This window comes from Sphingopyxis fribergensis (assembly GCF_000803645.1).
Classification (GTDB): Bacteria; Pseudomonadota; Alphaproteobacteria; order Sphingomonadales; family Sphingomonadaceae; genus Sphingopyxis; species Sphingopyxis fribergensis.
Map to the genome: position 1 here is coordinate 175,878 of NZ_CP009122.1, position 14,894 is coordinate 190,771.

Genomic DNA, 14,894 nt, shown 5'->3' on the forward strand with positions numbered 1-14,894 from the left:
CTACGCCCGTCCCGATTTGCCGCGCATGGGCTCGGTGGTCGACTACCATGCGCTCCTGAAACTTCCGCCGGATGTGCCTTTGCCGCCAGTCCCATTCGCAATGGAAACCCTGACCGCCTATCGGGCCGACCGTCCCTTCGATGTCGGGTTCCTCTGCAGGTTACCGGAATATACGCCTGCGACCTCCGATGCGCTCATGATCGCCGACTATTTCCTATTCTAGGGGCGACGATATTAACCCGGAAGCTAGGCCAAATCGAGCGTCGCGATAAACCGGGGCGATCGAATAGAAGCGGCCGATCCAGCATCTGGCTTGGCCTGTGATATCTGGGCGGTTTGCATTGTCAGGCGGCAATCGCCCGATCCGCGACGAACAATTTGGGATCCCATCGGCTGATCGTCTGGCCTATGGCATTCCTTCCGAGTTCGATCACATTGAGGCGATCGCCTTCGAAGGCCGGGCTCAACTCCAGGCACAGATAGTCGAATAGCGAGCGCTCATGCACTGCGATCACTACCTGCCGCTTCATCTGCTTTGACAAGGTCCGCAGAAGTGCAGCGAACTGGGCAATATGGACCTCATCCATGCTTTGGACCGGATCGTCGATAACGAGCATGGGCAGCTTTTGCTTTGACGAGAGATGAAGCGCGAGGAAGAGCGTGAGGGCGGCGGTATTGAGATTGCCGGCGCTGAGCATTGCTCGCGGATTCCCGCCTTTGCCGCCACGTCGATGATGAGTCTCAAGAATGGCTTCGATGTCTGCGCCTGGGCCGGCCGGGATCGCAAAGGCGGGGATGAATGGCTCTTCGGGCGCGAGGCGGACGAACAGATCACGCCATACGGCATTGAGCTCGTCATTGAACACGCGGCGCACAACCCGTCCTCTGGCTTCGCGCGTTTGTCGGACCAGATCTTTGGCAACCTCGATCATTCGATCTGCCTCGGCCTTCTGGGCCCGCAGGATCGCAAGCTCAGCTTCGGTCGCCGCCAGAGCCCGTCGTGCGGTCGCCTTGCCATCGCGCGCATTTCCCAGGGCAAGGAGGCTGTCAACTGCCACCCGGCGGGATTGCTGTCGCGCGGACAAGCCCGCATCACGCGCAGAAATTGCTTCCGCAATCCGAGCGATAAGATCATCCGTCGGGTCATCGCCCTTGACAGCCACGCCTACGCGACGTGCAATATCGTCTAGGCTGTTGCGCAGTACGACCGCGGATTGGTCGGCATTCTGCCCGACAACGAGCGCCCGCGCTGTCCGCGCGGCTTCACTGCGAAGAGCATCCCCTTCCACCATGAGATCGCGGCGCGCATCCAGCTCCTTTCCGATCTCGACAAGGTTGGCATGTCGCGCTTTAAGCCTGCTGATATCGGCGTCCGGCAGAAGGCTGTTGGTCGCGTCGGCAAGCTCCCGTTCAAGTTGCGCCAAAGCGGTTGCGGAATTCGTCCGGTCGCGCGAGAGCGACTGAAGGCGCCCGGCTTGCTCGACCATCGCGCCAACCTTTGCCGCTATATGCGCTGCAAGCGACCTCGGACCGGTCTCGCTGAAATCCCTGTCACAGACCGGGCAAATGTCACCATGGACGTGACTGCCAAGGTCTGACAGCGCCCGCGCAAGTCCCTCATTCGCTTCGGCGGCAAGGGCGATCTGCTCATCAAGACGGCGGAGCCTCGTCCTGGCCTCGTCCCGTTGGCGGACCAGAGCATCGCGCTGAACCAAAGTCTGGTCATGCGAGTCGAGGGATGCAGCGATATGCGTTGTTTCCGGGCTAATGCGCCGAGCGAAGATGTCCGCTCGGTCCACATTTCCCGGAGCGGACGTGTCCGAGAGATCGGGAAACAGATCTGCGGCCCGATTGAAAAGCGCCTCGAGATCATTTCCCTGCGTTTTCGTCCAGGTCTCAAGTGCCGCGCGTGCCGCGCTATTCTCGGTCTCGATCGCTGCCCGTTGGGCAGCCCCCGGCGCTGCGTTGGCATTCGCCCAGCTTGCCTGCGAGACGTCGAGCTCGCGCTTCAGTCTCACAAGGTTGAGAAGGCGTTCCTCATCAGGATCCTGTTCCAGCTGCGCTCGTAAAGCGGAAAGGTCTCCAAGCTGTTCGACCAGCGACGGATCGATGGCGAGGAGTTGCTCGCGAAGCGCGGTCTCTTGGGTCTTGATGGCGCTTTCAACCTGCACTTCGTCCAGAAGAAGGTTGTTAAATTCGCTGTCTTTCGCGGCGATCTCATCGCGCGCATTGCCATAAGCGGGGACAGGGGCTTTGAGCCTGGCGATGTTGCCGGCGCTATGGAGCCCGCCGATCAGCGCTTCCATGCGGTCAAGGCCAAGTAGCTCCTTCACGAAGCGGGTGAGAGGCGAGTCCGCCTTCTTTTCCGAATGCTGGTAGATTTCCAGGAGCCGACCAAGCGTCGACTGAGCGAGATAGCTGCGTTCGCTGAAATAGTCGGCCTGGTCACGGGCAAGAAGCGGCGCGCCGGTGATCCCTTCCGCCGTCACCCGGATATCGGCGGTCCTCGTCGCGCCAACCTCATCCGCAATCTCGAGGCGGACCTCGCCGAACGGCCGATCCTTGTGCGGGAGGAACGTGAGATAGTCCGGCTCGGCACGTGAAAGCGACGGGACCGAACCGGTCAGCGCGAGCTCGATCGCAGAGAGAAGGCTGGTCTTTCCGGCGCCGTTGGGGCCATGAATGAGCACGATCGGCGCATCGAACGAGAGGTTGACCTCCCCGTCGATGCTGCGAAAATCCTTCACATAAAGTGATTTGAGCCGCGTCATCCGAGCAGTTCCTCAAAGTCGTCGCCGTCCGGATCGAACGCCGCCCTCAGCGCTTCATGAAAGACGTCGCGCACGGCGTCCTCGCCAAGCTCCGAGGCGTCGAACAATCGCTGTGCGATACCGTCTTCCGGCAGGATCAGTTCCTCGCCAGCGCCAAGATCGCGCTCCTCGCTCATCGATGCGGGAACCTCCAGCGGGAGCAGGATTGCCAGCCGATCACGCAGATCCGCTGGATCGCTCGCTTCCTCGACGGCCAGCATCCGGCCAACCTGCGCAAGCGCTTCGAGCGCCTTCCCAACCGGCCGCGGGCCCACGATGACACTGGTCAACGGCCGATGCGACCGCATCACGTCGAGGGCGCGCGCGATCCCGTCAATCTGCTGGACGACCTTGCGTTCACCATCCGCCGCCATGTCACCCACGACAACGAGATCGGCCGAATGGCCGCCGCCCACAAACGCCCCTGCGACGTCGAAGGTCAGGCCCGCAACCTCAAGTGGCGATGCGATCCGGCGATAGCCCGCCGCGACAAGCAAGTCGGCGACCCGCTCGGAGGGAATGGACGCGCTCACAGCGCCACCTTACCGCGAAAGCGTTCAAGCAGATCCTCGACCTCACGCCCTTCAGCCAACAGTTCCGCGATGCTTGCTTCCCGGATCGTAGCCAGCCCCGTCCTGCCAGGTGGACGGCGAGGCGCGCGCTGCATTGGGGGAGGGCTATCGTGGCTGTGCACGATCACAGCGTCGTCATTGGCCGCAATAAGACCATTCAGGCCAAGCCGGATCGCAGCCTGGGGCGTCGCGGCGAAATAGACCCGCGCCGGTCCGCTGCGGCCAACAAGCGTCATGGAGCCGGACTGCGGATCGCCCACCTGCGATTTCTCCACGGTCCACATACCCCTCTCCAGACCGATTCCGATCAGCCCGGTCGCGACGGCGAACTCACACACACCGCTTCCTCCAAGGGTCGGGTCCGCAGGCATCCGGTCGATGGGATCGGGCGTCAGTGGCGCATAGAGACCTGACCGATACGCCGGCAAGTTACCATCGCGCAGCAGCGCCAGGGTCCGTCCGATGAGCAACAAAACCTCAAGCACATGCTCCGCCGAGGGAGAGATCGCATCGGCGAGCAGGTCGCGCCCATGCATAAGACCTGCGGTCAGCTTGTCACGATCAGCGTCGAGAAATTGAAGCGCGGCATGTCCCACAAGGGCCTGCAGCTTTGCGGTTACGACATGGAGGTAGAGCGCCAGCAACAACGGCTTGGCATAGGCCTGCACCAGAGCCTCATCATCCATCGCCGGCTTGTTCTGGGGCGTATGGTCAAGATGATAGACATTCTGGAGAAGGCTCTCCTGATCGCCCCCAAGCGCGTTCTCGGCAAAGGCGTAGGCGGGGGGATGCGATGGCCAGCGCCATGCCAGCTGGGCTTCGGCAGCCGCGAAAAGCCCCTGGATGTTCGAGTCCTGCGCTGACAGCCCCAACATCAATGTTGCTCTCGTCGTGATGAGATGGACGAGGAAGCCGGCCATCACCGCATTGTTAGCCACCCAGCCATTGATCTGGTTCTGTCTCGCGACCAGCAGCGGGCGGAATGCAACGTCATCACGCGCGGCTTTCGCGCATCCGTGAAATTTGTAGAGATTGCCGCGCCGACGATTCCAGCGCGTATCCTGCGGCGCGACCGCCACGCGCAGCACCGGAAGAGTGCCCGCGAGCATGGTAACGGCCCTTTCGACAAGCGTGTCCCAATTGGCCGACGGCATCTCCGATGCGACCCCCTCGATCATGAGCGCCGCCAGGCACAAATGCTCCGCATCCGGCTCAATTGTCTCATCCGAATAGACATTCGCGGCATCGAGCACGTCCCAGAGCAGGAAATCCGCCTCCTCGCCGTCGACCGTGACATTGAGCATCCGGGCATAGTTGTTGACGAGCCTGCCGGACAGCGCAGCGAATACAGGCCATTGGTCAGGCGCTTGTGCGAAGTCGATTTCGGCCCATTCCTGTTCGCTGGGCGCAGCCAGCGCAACCACCTTCCCCAGCGCCTTTTTGAAGCGGCAGTCGGCGTTGGCGCGATCCACCCGAGCATGGAGCGTCAGCAGAACTCGCTTTGCCAAGTCCCGCAGATCCGGCATCCGCTCTCGCGAAATCCCCGAGCCGAGCCAGAAGACATATTGATCATTTGCGACGCCCTGCGCAATCTCACGCTTTGGCCCATCAAGCATGGCGAGCGTCTCGCGGATCGTGATTGTTGCTGCGGGCGGAAGTGCCATGGTTTTCCTGTAACGAGATCGAACTTGTCTGGGTGAGACGCAAACTGCACAAAACTATGCAAGACAGGAAAAGTACAGTGTATTTCCGCGGCGCGCCGGCCGGGACGAGACCTCAATCGGAGCGCCCGTCTCGTCGTCCCTCTCGATCGACGCAACTGCGACAGGAATGCCGATCGTCAGCGCGTCGATGAAGGCGCGCAGGGCAGCAGGCATCTGAACCCGGCTGGGATGATAGAGATAGAAGGCCGCGGCGGGCCGCGACCAGTCGAGCAGGAGAGGCGCAGGCGGTCCGCGCTGAAGATGGAGGGTCGCCATCTGCGGCGCGCAGATGCGGATCGTGCCGGCGGGCTTGCCTCTGAACTCGTTGATCTCCTCGAACCCGTCGAATAAAGGTGCAATCCGGTCTGGCAGTCGGCTGCCTGCATCGGTCAACGCCATAGTAGGGGTCGTGCGATGGAGGAGGCGCACGCCCAACCGATCTTCTAGCCCCTTGATCGTCTGGCTGAGCGCCGATGGCGAAACCGCGAGCTGCTCGGCCGCGCGCGCGAAATTGAGCCGCTCCGCAACGGTGGCGAACGCCTTCAATTCGGCGAACTTGGCGCCTCGCATCGTCTTGCCGCTCCTGACCGGGGGCAGACCGGCCATCGGGTCCGCACCGCTGCAACATGGCATGTTCACAGGCGGCATCAAGAGCCGACTGGCCTCAGATTATATATTCCACGCTTCATAGCTCCTGTCGGAATGCGCGCATTCCGGGCGGCGTGCCGACGCGCGATATCCGCCTCGACCAAAACACAGCCCTTTTCGAGGACAGATATGACCGACACGTCGCCCCTCCCGCGCGCGATCAGCCAGCTCGCGCCCATCGCGCCCACAGGCCGTCTGCTTCTGCGTGGCGGTACGATCATCAGCATGGATCGAGGCATCGGCAACATGGTGCGAGGCGACATTCTGGTGGAAGGTGACCAGATTCGTGCGATCGGCTCCACGATCACTGCCGATGACGCGGAACGGCGAGCTATGCGCTCGCCCCCGAGGTCCGCACCCGCGTGAACGGCTATGTCCTCACGCAAATCACCGACGACAGGCAATATGGCGCGATCGTGGGCGCCGATGGCGCGCGCACCACGGTCTTTGCAATCGGGCCTGCACTCCACGCCGATATGCGCAAGGCGGGAATCGATCTGAAGATCCTGCGCGTTCGGCGCGCGCAACCACAGCCAGGGGACCAGTGTCTTGATAAAGGCCGCGATAGGGCTCTGATCTGCGTGTACGCGGTCGGCATCGGCAGGGACTAGGAAGCAGGCTGCACCAGCTTCGTCGGCATGGCGGCTCTACGGCGGTCTGGCGCGGCGACCAACTTCCGTGGGTGCCGAACCCCGGCCCTTGCGAAGCCATGTCGCAGCACCCCTGAAGATCTATTTCTCAGGACGGGGGCGTCATTCGGTGATGGCCGAATATCCTGTTGAGCTTGTTGGTGCGCCACCTCGGCATCTTAGCCTGCCCATCGTCAAGTCCGTTGGCCTCCAGAAACGCCCACCAATTCCGGCAAAGTGCATCGAAGCGGCTCACCGCGAAACCCAGGCTCTGTCTGCCGGCCACCATATGATAGAGGACATAGCCGGGTGGCACATCTTCATCGCCCTCTTCATACGCCATCACCACTTCGCCATCGATCCAGCCTCGCTCGCGAAAATTTGCATGCTTTGCCGTGTTGGCGATCGCGACGCAGGACAGCAACTCCGGAATAGCGGCATCGACGGATCGATAGAAGGCTTCGTCGCGCCATATTTTGCCGGCTTTTTTGGCTTCAGCCTCCAGCGCCGCTTTGACCCAGTCCCGCAAGCTCGCAGCTGCGATGCACACGTTAATCGCCGCATAGGCCAGCGGCTGGTCCTCGTCGGGATAGCAGACCTGAATATCGCGAAAGACGTCGACGTCCCACGCCAGCTTCGACCACATTCCGACCGCGTCGCCAATGATGGCTGTATGTCTTGTCGCTCCCGGCATGAAATCCAGTTCTTTTCTTGCGTGATGACCCGTGCGATCTACAACATCGCATGGACGGAAAAGCCAATCTTGTCCTAGACTATGCTGATGGACAAGGACACCGATTGGATACTCCCCGCCAGCATCCCTTTTGCGGATATCAAGGGACGGGATCTCGAAGAGTGCGTCTATTGGCTGCTCGACGCCATGGGCGCCCGGGACCTTGAATGGCGCATCGGCGGAACAGGGGGTGGGGCTGCAGATGGCGGGCGGGATCTGGAGGCGACCTTCTACATCCCCGGTCCCGATGGCGAGATGGAACCACAGCTCTGGTGGATCGAATGCAAGGGGCGCAAAGGCACCGTCGAGCCTGACGAGGTGAAGAGCGCCGTCAACAACAGCATGCAACTCGCGAATCTCGCCCATCTCGTCATCGTCACGAACAGCAACTTCTCCAACCCGACCCGCGACTGGGTCAAGCAATGGCAGGCGAACCATCCCCACCCTCGCGTCAAGCTCTGGGATCAGGGGACGCTGGAACGTCTCCTCACCCAGCATCCCAACGTCGTCCTGCGACTCTTCTCCGAGGCCCTGAGCCCGTCTGGCCTCCTCAAGGTGATCCGGCAGCGCTTCTGGGAACGGCTCGAATATATGCCCGTCAAAGCATTGCGCACCTTCTGGAGTGAACGCAACGCCATCGAAATCGACCCGCTCGACCGCTTCGCGCTTATCGCCAACGAGTTCGCACATGGCAGTATTAACGATCGCCCATGGGCAGCCCAGGCAACGCCCAAGAAGCTAATCCAGACCGTTCACATCGCCTTCGTGAACCTCCCATATCTCATGGTGCGCGTGAGCCGCATAGGGGTCGATCGCGAACCGGTCCTGGCAGCACTCGCACATCTTATCGTCGCTGCGCTTCAGGTCACCAGCGCCGACGATCTCTGCCGGCTGTTGTTCGACGATTGTCTGGCCCTGAAAGGTGAATTGTTTCCGGACTCAGTGATCGATGTGATTCTGGTGCCCGTCATCGATCGTGTTGCCGGCGAGATGCAGGACGTCTGTGCGGCAGATTGCGATCGCATCATGACCTCCGAACCGACGACGCTAGTCAACGCAGGTGACCTCATCGAAACCTATTGGCGCCGCCTCGATCCTTCGGGTGCATCGGAGGTACCCGACGAGACCAGGCATTTTCGGATCGAGCGACGTGACGGGCCGTGCAAGGTCGGCTTCGAGCTTGACCGTAACCACAGCTGTCCGCTCTTCGACCTCGACCTTAAGGCTGCCAATGTCCGCGAGTTTCTTGCTATAGTCGAACGCGTGTCTGAGGCGAGACTAGCTCAGGCGCGCGAGCGGGCCGCCGAGAAGGCGCAGGAGGACGCCCTGAGAGATGCCGCACGAAGGGCTGACCGCAACTGACCTTTCCGATCAGCCTGGCTGCGCTCCGGCCATACTGGTGAACATGGCCACCCGCTTCATCCGCAGACTGCCGTCCTTATACTTGTCGAGCCAGACATCGGTCTCGTCAAGGAACAGGCTCGCTTTCTCATCGGCAGCGGCGTTCACTGCGCTGCCGCTACTCGCGCGATCTCTGGTGGCTTCATGGACCGAGCGAAAATAGTAATGGAAGAAAAGCCGATTGAACTCGGTGAAATAGATGTCCGAAACACGCGTCTCCCCCCGGATCAGCAGCATATTCTCATCATTTTCGTTGGTTGACGCTGTCGAGAAATTGGCCGAGCCGGTCACCACTATCGGATCAGCGCCAAGCGGGTCGTGGAGAAGGAACTTCGAGTGGATGTAGCTCACATGCACATTGAGGCCCAACGCCCTCGCGTTTGTTTCCTTCGTCCACCGATAGAGCGGATCATCGATATATGACCCCCAGGCCGAATAGACATTGTGCTTTGCCCCCAGTGTTACAAAAGGCTTGGTCGAACCCTTTCGGGGCTCGTCCTTCTTCTCCAGCATCAGAAAGGTCAGTGCTCCGGCCCGGTTGTTGAGAGCGAGCTTGTCCTTGAAGACGGCGCCGATTCCGAACGCGAGCGTGATGCAGCCGAGCGAGGAGGCCTCGTCCAGCAGCGTCGCATACATGTCGAGGACTTCGCCGCCCGCGCGTGGACTGAACACTGGCGTCGTGCCTTCGGGGATCGCTCCCCATTCCGCCGGCGTCTCCAGCAGATCGCCCACCAGCTTGCGGCACGCCGCCATCACCTTTCGCGCGGTCGCTGCATCCTCGAGACCAGTCTTGCCAGGGTCGGTCGCGAGCAAATCCCAATATGCTTTGAAATGAGCCGCAACGCCGGGATCGCGCACCCAATGGCCGACATTCGTCTGGCCATGTATTCCCCCCGTTGAAAGGTTAGTGGACCCCGTCCAAACCTCCGTCGCTTCCAGCGATCCGCCCTTAAGGAGCACCATGAACTTGTTGTGAGCGATCGCGCCGGGATTCTTCTCTCGCCAGCAGGCGATCGCACTGTTGGGCAGCCCTGCCTTCTTTACTGCATCGACATTGTCCTCACGCGGGAAGTCCAAATGAACCTTGCCCTTCTTGTCGGTGTAGCCATTCTTCTTCGCGTCAAGCACGAGCCTCACCTTCACGCCGCGATCGACGGCAGCCTTCAGGCGATCGGCTGCTGGCGCGTAGCGGAACTCGTAAAAGGCACCGAGCAATGTGTCGCCGGCCTGCGCATTGTCGATGAATGCGAGAAGGGCCTCGTCGAGTGACCGACTCAGCCACTCCAGGGCAGCGCTCTTTTCAGGCTCGGCAAGCTTGTCTGGCGTTTTGTTACGAAATTTGCGAGCATAGGCCTGACTGCTCGCGACACCGCGATTGAAGAAGATGTCATGGGCGCCCTGACTGAACAGCGGCTCCGTTTTCAGCTCGATCGGGATGGGTTTACCCGAGCGGTCGAGATTTTTGGGCGTCCCCATGACCGGATGGAAATAATAGCGGTAGGTCCGGTTCGGCTTAGCCGTGAAATCGTCCCAGACGAAGGACTGGATCGGCTGGTCGAAGGTCGACACGACAAGCTCGGGATTCGGCGCGGGATAAATGCTCTCGAACACCTTGAACCCATAGACGAAGTACCGTTCCTCCTCCTGAGGGTCTTCCCGCTCGATCGCAAAGCCAAGCAATCCATCGATCTTGCTGCGGTCGAACGCGATCCCAAAAGAAACCGTATTAGTTCCGCTAACAGCGAAGACTTGATAGCCTCCCACTTTCTTCGACTTGAATCGCATTATTTGTCCCCCCGCCTGGACCTAGCGAAGGACTATTTACCTTATTTGCAGGGCTGCGGGAACAGGCAACGGAACGGCATGTACCACGCTCATACTCGTATGGTGCCTAAGGTTGAGGATCACCCGATGTCGGAGTTGATGCGCGAGGCGCTGGACGGGCAGGGCAAGGGACGAAACAACGCCGCTCCGAACATCACAGCCAAGCGGATCGGCATCCATCGACAGACCCGTAGTGTTGAGGCCGCACCAATGAGCCTCAGGACGTCAGATCTTCGAGGCGCGGGGCTGCATGTCGACCCATTGATTAGCGATGCTGCGCTCGACGATGAGCCAGCCTGTGGGATAACGGCGGCAGATGTCGCGGTACTGGACGCCGGCGATGATTTCGTCTCGTTCGTCACCCTTTGCGACCTTGTGGTGCGCAACACCATAGCTCCAGACGGTCGCCTGGTCGCCGTTTAGCGCGACGTACTGGTTCGCTATGAGGTGCTGCGTAGCCTTGAAGCTGGAGGCAACCGCATACGTCGCTGGCAGGCTTTCATCGACCGGTTCAAGCCCGGCCTTCCCCTGAATCTTCGCCTCGTCGGCGAACGCGCTGCGCGCCAGGTCATAGTCGCGCAGGTCCATTCCCAGCGCGTAGATCTTGCAGAGCTGTCCAGCCGCGTAATGATCGGCAAGCTCCTCAGGGGTTAGGGGCAGGGCCGGTCCCCGCCAGCATGCGACATCAAATTCCATTTCTCATTCCTCCCGTGAAGGTAATCGGCCGTTTCAAAAACCCACAAAGCGAACTTGCTGGTCCAAGGGGACGCGAGGCCGTTCGAAGTTGTTGACCGGTGCTGTTCGGTCGGCATGGCCTATGGCGAGCCCGCAGAAGAAGATGTGGGTTTCATCGCTGACGCCGATGTGGTCCTTGATGACCCGGGCGTAGAGCGACAGGAACTCTTGGGGACAGCTATCCAGCCCTTCCTCTCGCAAAAGCAGCATCACGGTTTGGAGCCACATGCCGATGTCCGACCACTGTGGCGGTCCCATGACGCGAGGGAAATAACACAGCAGCAGAACCGGGGCGCCAAACCCGCAGTAATTGCGCATTACCGAAGCCTGGCGGCCTGCTGCATCGTCCCGGGCAATACCTTCGGCGGTGTACTGTCGATCACCGTTTTCGGCCAGGCGCGCGAGATAGTCGGCGCCGATGTCGGCGGGCTGGATCACGTATTCCACAGGATCCTGCGGCGGCAATTGCCGCATCTTCGATTGCAGGTCGCCAAGCGCCGCGCCGGTGAGGACGGTCGCTTCCCATGGCTGGAAGTTGCATCCCGACGGCGCAAAGCGGGCCTTGTCCAGCACGCCTTTCAACACATCGAGCGCGACCGGCTGATCCGTGAACGCGCGGGTAGCGCGCCGGCTCATGACCGCACTGGTCACGGTCAGGCTTGCCATAGACGCCGCTGCGTCGACGCTCGTTAAGACCGGTCGATCTGGCCCAATTTCCTGTTCCATCGCTAATCCTTGATGCCGCGCGGCGCGGCCAAATGAGAGGTCGTGATCCGGGGCGGCTTCATGCCGGTTCGCCCGCATCGGCCAACTTATCCTTCGAGCCGACCCCGGCGAGGTAGGTTTCAAGGCGTTCGAGATAATCGGGGTTCAGCATCAGAGCGCTGTTCGCCATCCGCTCGACATGCGCCGCTGAATCGCGACCCAGCTCGGCAGCAAGTTCGATGGCCACTTTGGCGGCGCCCATCTGCTCGCCGTTTTGCCTTGCGAGGTGCCGGCAGAATTCCATCAGGTCCTGCTCGAACGACTCATCGGGAAAGACCTGGTGGACGAGGCCCATCGTGAGTGCGAGATCCGCGGATGCCGATTTGTTGGCCATGATCAGCCAGCGTGCCCAGTGCGGTCCGCACAGACGCGTCAAGCGGCTTACACCGTTGGATGCGGGAAGAACGCCGAAGAGGCCTTCGGGGAAAGCATAGGACGCGCTCTCAGCCGCGAAACGAAAATCGCATGCCAGCGAGAGCTCCAGTCCGCCGCCGACGCACTTGGCATGATGGCCGATGACGATCGGCTTTTCGATGTGCTCCATCTCATCGTAGATCGCGCGAACGCCATAGACGCCGAGCCGATGATTTTCCCGGATTCCGCGAGCCGTCATCGAGGCCGGCTTCTTCCCGCCCTTGAGATCGGCCCCTGCGCAGAAATAACGTCCGGTCGCCCGGATCAGCATGACCTTCAATTCATCGCTGTCCCGCAGGAGCGTGAGGGCCTCCCGGAAGATGCCCATCATCCCCTGGGTCATCGCATTGAGCTTCTCGGGCCGATTGAGCGTGCAGATGACGATCGGTCCCTGGATCTCGACAAGCATGTGAGGTGCTTCAGCCATGGTCATCTCCCATCAGCGGCTTCGGGGAAGGCCAAGCGCGCGCTCGGCGATCATGCTGCGATGAACTTCGCTTGTGCCGCCGTAGATGGTCGTGCCGTGGGCATGCCGATAGCTGAGGTTGATGAAGCCGGCCGGTCCGTCCCGTTTGGATAGCGACGCGGGCGCCGTCAGCTCGAGCAGGTCGTTAGCGTCCTCCAGGAACTTCTCGGAAGAGAACATTTTCGCCATCGGCCCCGCACCTGGAATGGGCTGCTTTTCCTCGGTTGCCCACAGCGAGCGCAGGCCCAGCATCTCTGAAATCAGGCAGTGTGCCGTCGCCCGCGCAAGGCGGCGCTGTGCCGAAGGCTCCTGAATCAGCGGGCCACCTTCTGCGCCCTGCAATTCCCGGCATAAAGCCTCTGCCGCGCGCAGGAGTGCGAACTGCGACTTGAAGAAGCCTCCGCCATGCTCAAGCTCAAGACCGGCGCTCATGGTTTTAACCCCGCCGTCGATTTCCCCAAGCCGGTAGCTGTCGGGCACGAAAACGCCGTCGTAGAAGGTGACGTTCGTGCGCTCGTCCTGGAAAGTGAAGACCGGTTGCACGCTCACCCCGTCGCTCTTGAGCGGCAGGATGAACATCGTCAGGCCCTTATGCTTCGCCACCTGCGGGTTGGTGCGCGTCAGCATCAGCACGTAGTCGGACAGATTGGCACCGCTGGTGAACATCTTGGTGCCGTCGATACGCCAACCGTTGCCCTCGGGCACTGCCCGGCATTGTGCGGCAAAGACGTCCGATCCCGACCCCGGTTCCGAATAGCCGAGACTGCAGATCACGTCTCCTGCAAGGATCGGTTCCAGCACGTCTCGCTTCAGATCCTCGCTGCCGAAGCGCTCGATGATCGCAGCGACCATCTGCGTTGTCCCTTTGGCATGGCTGGACCAACCATGTTCTTCCCAAACCTGGGCGGCGGCGTGACTGGCATAAGGCGAAACGCCGCGCCCGCCTTTGGCCTTGGGCCATGCTGGGAACAGGAGGTTCGCCTCGGCAAGCTTCTTGTGAACCGCAGGATGATGACCGTCCCACGAGTAATGGGCATGGGCTCTCAGGTCCGGCGTCAAGGTCTCCCGGAAGAACCCATCAAGCTCTGCAGCCAGCTCTGCCGCTTCGGACCCCAGATCGAAATCGATGGAAATCTCGCCCACATCGGGAAGCGCCGAGCCCGTGTTCGCATAAAGCCGCGCCCCAGCCTCGCCAAGCAAGCGATCGGGATCGCCGGCGATGAGCTGCAGCGCCTTTGCGCGCAGGTTGTAGAGATGAATATCGTACTCTGTGGTGAGCCCATACCCGCCGAATGTTCGAAGGCCTTGCACGACGGCCATGGTCGCGACCCGGCCGTTCCACCACAGTGCCAGGGGGATGAGGGCTCCGGCTTTCGGCGTGCGATGAGCTACCTCGTGGAGCACTTTCCAGACGAAATATTTGCCGCCATCGATCTCCGTAATGAAATTGGCGAGGGGATGCGATATCGCCTGAAACGTTCCGATCGGAACGCCGAACGCCTGTCGCTCGCAGGCATAGTCAGCCGCCAGATGCACGGCCTGCCTGGCAAGGCCCGATAACATTGCGCTGGTGAGCAGGCGCCACTCCTCGATGGCGGCGGCAAAGCGAGTGACAGCTTCCTGACCCGATGCGAGATCGACCCGCGCGGCGCGGGAAAGGTCGACCTCGCCGATGCCGTTGGACGCGAGGTTGCCCTCTGCTTTGCGGTTTTCAGGCGTGAGGGACAGCAGGACCACCTCATTACCGTCGCGGGCGATGACAAGGTCTGCGATGGCTCCGCCCGCCAGCCACTGAACAGACCGCTTCGCAATGTCATGGAAGGCCAGAGTCGCGATGCGAGTGCCACCCAGAACTTGCCCCAACACAGGCTCTGCGCTCGGCTCGCCAAGCTCGCCAAGCAAGGCTGCGGCAACGATCGTCTCGGCAAGTGGACCCGATGCCAGGGTCCGTCCCGCTTCTTCGAGCACCAAGGCGGCATCGAGCGTGCTGAGGCCTAGTCCCCCGGCCGCTTCCGAAACCCGCATGGCGAAAGTGCCAAGGTTTGCGAGGCCCTGCCATAACGCCAGATCGAAGCCGCCGGCTTCCCCGGCTTGCCGCACCCGCGCCATGGAGCTGTGCTCGTCGAAGAAGCGAGCAAAGGTATCGCGCAGCAACTCCTGCTCATCGTTCAATCCGAAGTTCATCGTCTCAGTC

Annotated in this window: 14 protein-coding genes; 4 read left to right on the top strand and 10 right to left on the bottom strand. The window is 61.2% G+C overall.

The window, feature by feature from the left end:
• Positions 1-100: 100 nt before the first annotated feature.
• Positions 101-223 carry a hypothetical protein gene (locus SKP52_RS27185; protein ID WP_267128021.1) on the top strand — a complete coding sequence of 41 codons (123 nt, stop codon included), beginning with the start codon at positions 101-103 and terminating at the stop codon, positions 221-223.
• A 121-nt stretch (positions 224-344) separates the two neighbouring features.
• Here SKP52_RS27185 and SKP52_RS00740 read toward each other — a convergent pair whose 3' ends face one another.
• From SKP52_RS00740 to SKP52_RS27360, 4 genes are read right to left on the bottom strand one after another with little or no spacing between them, the layout of a single operon-like run.
• On the bottom strand, positions 345-2,771 hold the full coding sequence (locus SKP52_RS00740) for an AAA family ATPase (RefSeq protein WP_039570598.1): 2,427 nt from the start codon (positions 2,769-2,771) through the stop codon (positions 345-347).
• Positions 2,768-3,343 (bottom strand): hypothetical protein, encoded by a 576-nt coding sequence (locus SKP52_RS00745; protein ID WP_052207678.1) that lies wholly within the window; start codon positions 3,341-3,343, stop codon positions 2,768-2,770. The genes SKP52_RS00740 and SKP52_RS00745 overlap by 4 nt, the downstream gene beginning before the upstream one ends.
• Positions 3,340-5,046, bottom strand: coding sequence for an SIR2 family protein (locus SKP52_RS00750; RefSeq protein WP_039570604.1), 1,707 nt, complete (start codon positions 5,044-5,046; stop codon positions 3,340-3,342). Before SKP52_RS00750 ends, SKP52_RS00745 begins: the two co-directional genes overlap by 4 nt.
• 54 nt (positions 5,047-5,100) lie before the next feature.
• On the bottom strand, positions 5,101-5,691 hold the full coding sequence (locus SKP52_RS27360) for a LysR family transcriptional regulator (protein ID WP_052207679.1): 591 nt from the start codon (positions 5,689-5,691) through the stop codon (positions 5,101-5,103).
• Between the two features lie 171 nt (positions 5,692-5,862).
• Here SKP52_RS27360 and SKP52_RS00760 point away from each other — a divergent pair, with 171 nt between their 5' ends.
• A complete protein-coding gene (locus SKP52_RS00760) occupies positions 5,863-6,099 on the top strand; it encodes a hypothetical protein (RefSeq protein WP_148308971.1) in 237 nt (78 codons plus the stop codon).
• The gene (locus SKP52_RS00765; RefSeq protein ID WP_039570609.1) at positions 6,096-6,344 is read left to right on the top strand and encodes a transporter; all 249 of its coding nucleotides are present in this window, start codon (positions 6,096-6,098) and stop codon (positions 6,342-6,344) included. Before SKP52_RS00760 ends, SKP52_RS00765 begins: the two co-directional genes overlap by 4 nt.
• 127 nt (positions 6,345-6,471) lie before the next feature.
• On the opposite strand, the gene SKP52_RS00770 is transcribed toward SKP52_RS00765, so the two are convergent.
• The gene (locus SKP52_RS00770) at positions 6,472-7,008 is read right to left on the bottom strand and encodes a hypothetical protein (protein ID WP_052207680.1); all 537 of its coding nucleotides are present in this window, start codon (positions 7,006-7,008) and stop codon (positions 6,472-6,474) included.
• A gap of 129 nt (positions 7,009-7,137) precedes the next feature.
• On the opposite strand from SKP52_RS00770, the gene SKP52_RS00775 reads away from it, so the two are divergent.
• On the top strand, positions 7,138-8,457 hold the full coding sequence (locus SKP52_RS00775; protein WP_039570613.1) for a restriction endonuclease: 1,320 nt from the start codon (positions 7,138-7,140) through the stop codon (positions 8,455-8,457).
• Between the two features lie 9 nt (positions 8,458-8,466).
• On the opposite strand, the gene SKP52_RS24365 is transcribed toward SKP52_RS00775, so the two are convergent.
• From SKP52_RS24365 to SKP52_RS00800, 5 genes are all read right to left on the bottom strand, one after another.
• On the bottom strand, positions 8,467-10,281 hold the full coding sequence (locus SKP52_RS24365; protein ID WP_052207681.1) for a phospholipase D-like domain-containing protein: 1,815 nt from the start codon (positions 10,279-10,281) through the stop codon (positions 8,467-8,469).
• Positions 10,282-10,545: 264 nt separating this feature from the next.
• Entirely contained in the window at positions 10,546-11,016 is a 471-nt protein-coding gene (locus SKP52_RS00785; RefSeq protein ID WP_081997135.1) for a nuclear transport factor 2 family protein, read from the bottom strand.
• Positions 11,017-11,049: 33 nt separating this feature from the next.
• On the bottom strand, positions 11,050-11,721 hold the full coding sequence (locus SKP52_RS00790; protein WP_187337293.1) for a nitroreductase: 672 nt from the start codon (positions 11,719-11,721) through the stop codon (positions 11,050-11,052).
• Positions 11,722-11,839: 118 nt separating this feature from the next.
• A complete protein-coding gene (locus SKP52_RS00795; RefSeq protein WP_039570618.1) occupies positions 11,840-12,667 on the bottom strand; it encodes an enoyl-CoA hydratase/isomerase family protein in 828 nt (275 codons plus the stop codon).
• Positions 12,668-12,673: 6 nt separating this feature from the next.
• The gene (locus SKP52_RS00800) at positions 12,674-14,884 is read right to left on the bottom strand and encodes an acyl-CoA dehydrogenase (RefSeq protein ID WP_039570620.1); all 2,211 of its coding nucleotides are present in this window, start codon (positions 14,882-14,884) and stop codon (positions 12,674-12,676) included.
• Positions 14,885-14,894 lie beyond the last annotated feature (10 nt).

What these genes read in the sequence shown, in the direction of transcription:
- SKP52_RS27185 (WP_267128021.1), top strand. Translation starts at nt 101, where the DNA reads ATGGAAACCCTGACCGCCTATCGGGCCGACCGTCCCTTCGATGTCGGG.
- SKP52_RS00740 (WP_039570598.1), bottom strand. Translation starts at nt 2,771, where the DNA reads ATGACGCGGCTCAAATCACTTTATGTGAAGGATTTTCGCAGCATCGAC.
- SKP52_RS00750 (WP_039570604.1), bottom strand. Translation starts at nt 5,046, where the DNA reads ATGGCACTTCCGCCCGCAGCAACAATCACGATCCGCGAGACGCTCGCC.
- SKP52_RS27360 (WP_052207679.1), bottom strand. Translation starts at nt 5,691, where the DNA reads ATGGCCGGTCTGCCCCCGGTCAGGAGCGGCAAGACGATGCGAGGCGCC.
- SKP52_RS00760 (WP_148308971.1), top strand. Translation starts at nt 5,863, where the DNA reads ATGACCGACACGTCGCCCCTCCCGCGCGCGATCAGCCAGCTCGCGCCC.
- SKP52_RS00770 (WP_052207680.1), bottom strand. Translation starts at nt 7,008, where the DNA reads ATGTGGTCGAAGCTGGCGTGGGACGTCGACGTCTTTCGCGATATTCAG.
- SKP52_RS00775 (WP_039570613.1), top strand. Translation starts at nt 7,138, where the DNA reads ATGCTGATGGACAAGGACACCGATTGGATACTCCCCGCCAGCATCCCT.
- SKP52_RS24365 (WP_052207681.1), bottom strand. Translation starts at nt 10,281, where the DNA reads ATGCGATTCAAGTCGAAGAAAGTGGGAGGCTATCAAGTCTTCGCTGTT.
- SKP52_RS00785 (WP_081997135.1), bottom strand. Translation starts at nt 11,016, where the DNA reads ATGGAATTTGATGTCGCATGCTGGCGGGGACCGGCCCTGCCCCTAACC.
- SKP52_RS00790 (WP_187337293.1), bottom strand. Translation starts at nt 11,721, where the DNA reads ATGGCAAGCCTGACCGTGACCAGTGCGGTCATGAGCCGGCGCGCTACC.
- SKP52_RS00795 (WP_039570618.1), bottom strand. Translation starts at nt 12,667, where the DNA reads ATGACCATGGCTGAAGCACCTCACATGCTTGTCGAGATCCAGGGACCG.
- SKP52_RS00800 (WP_039570620.1), bottom strand. Translation starts at nt 14,884, where the DNA reads ATGAACTTCGGATTGAACGATGAGCAGGAGTTGCTGCGCGATACCTTT.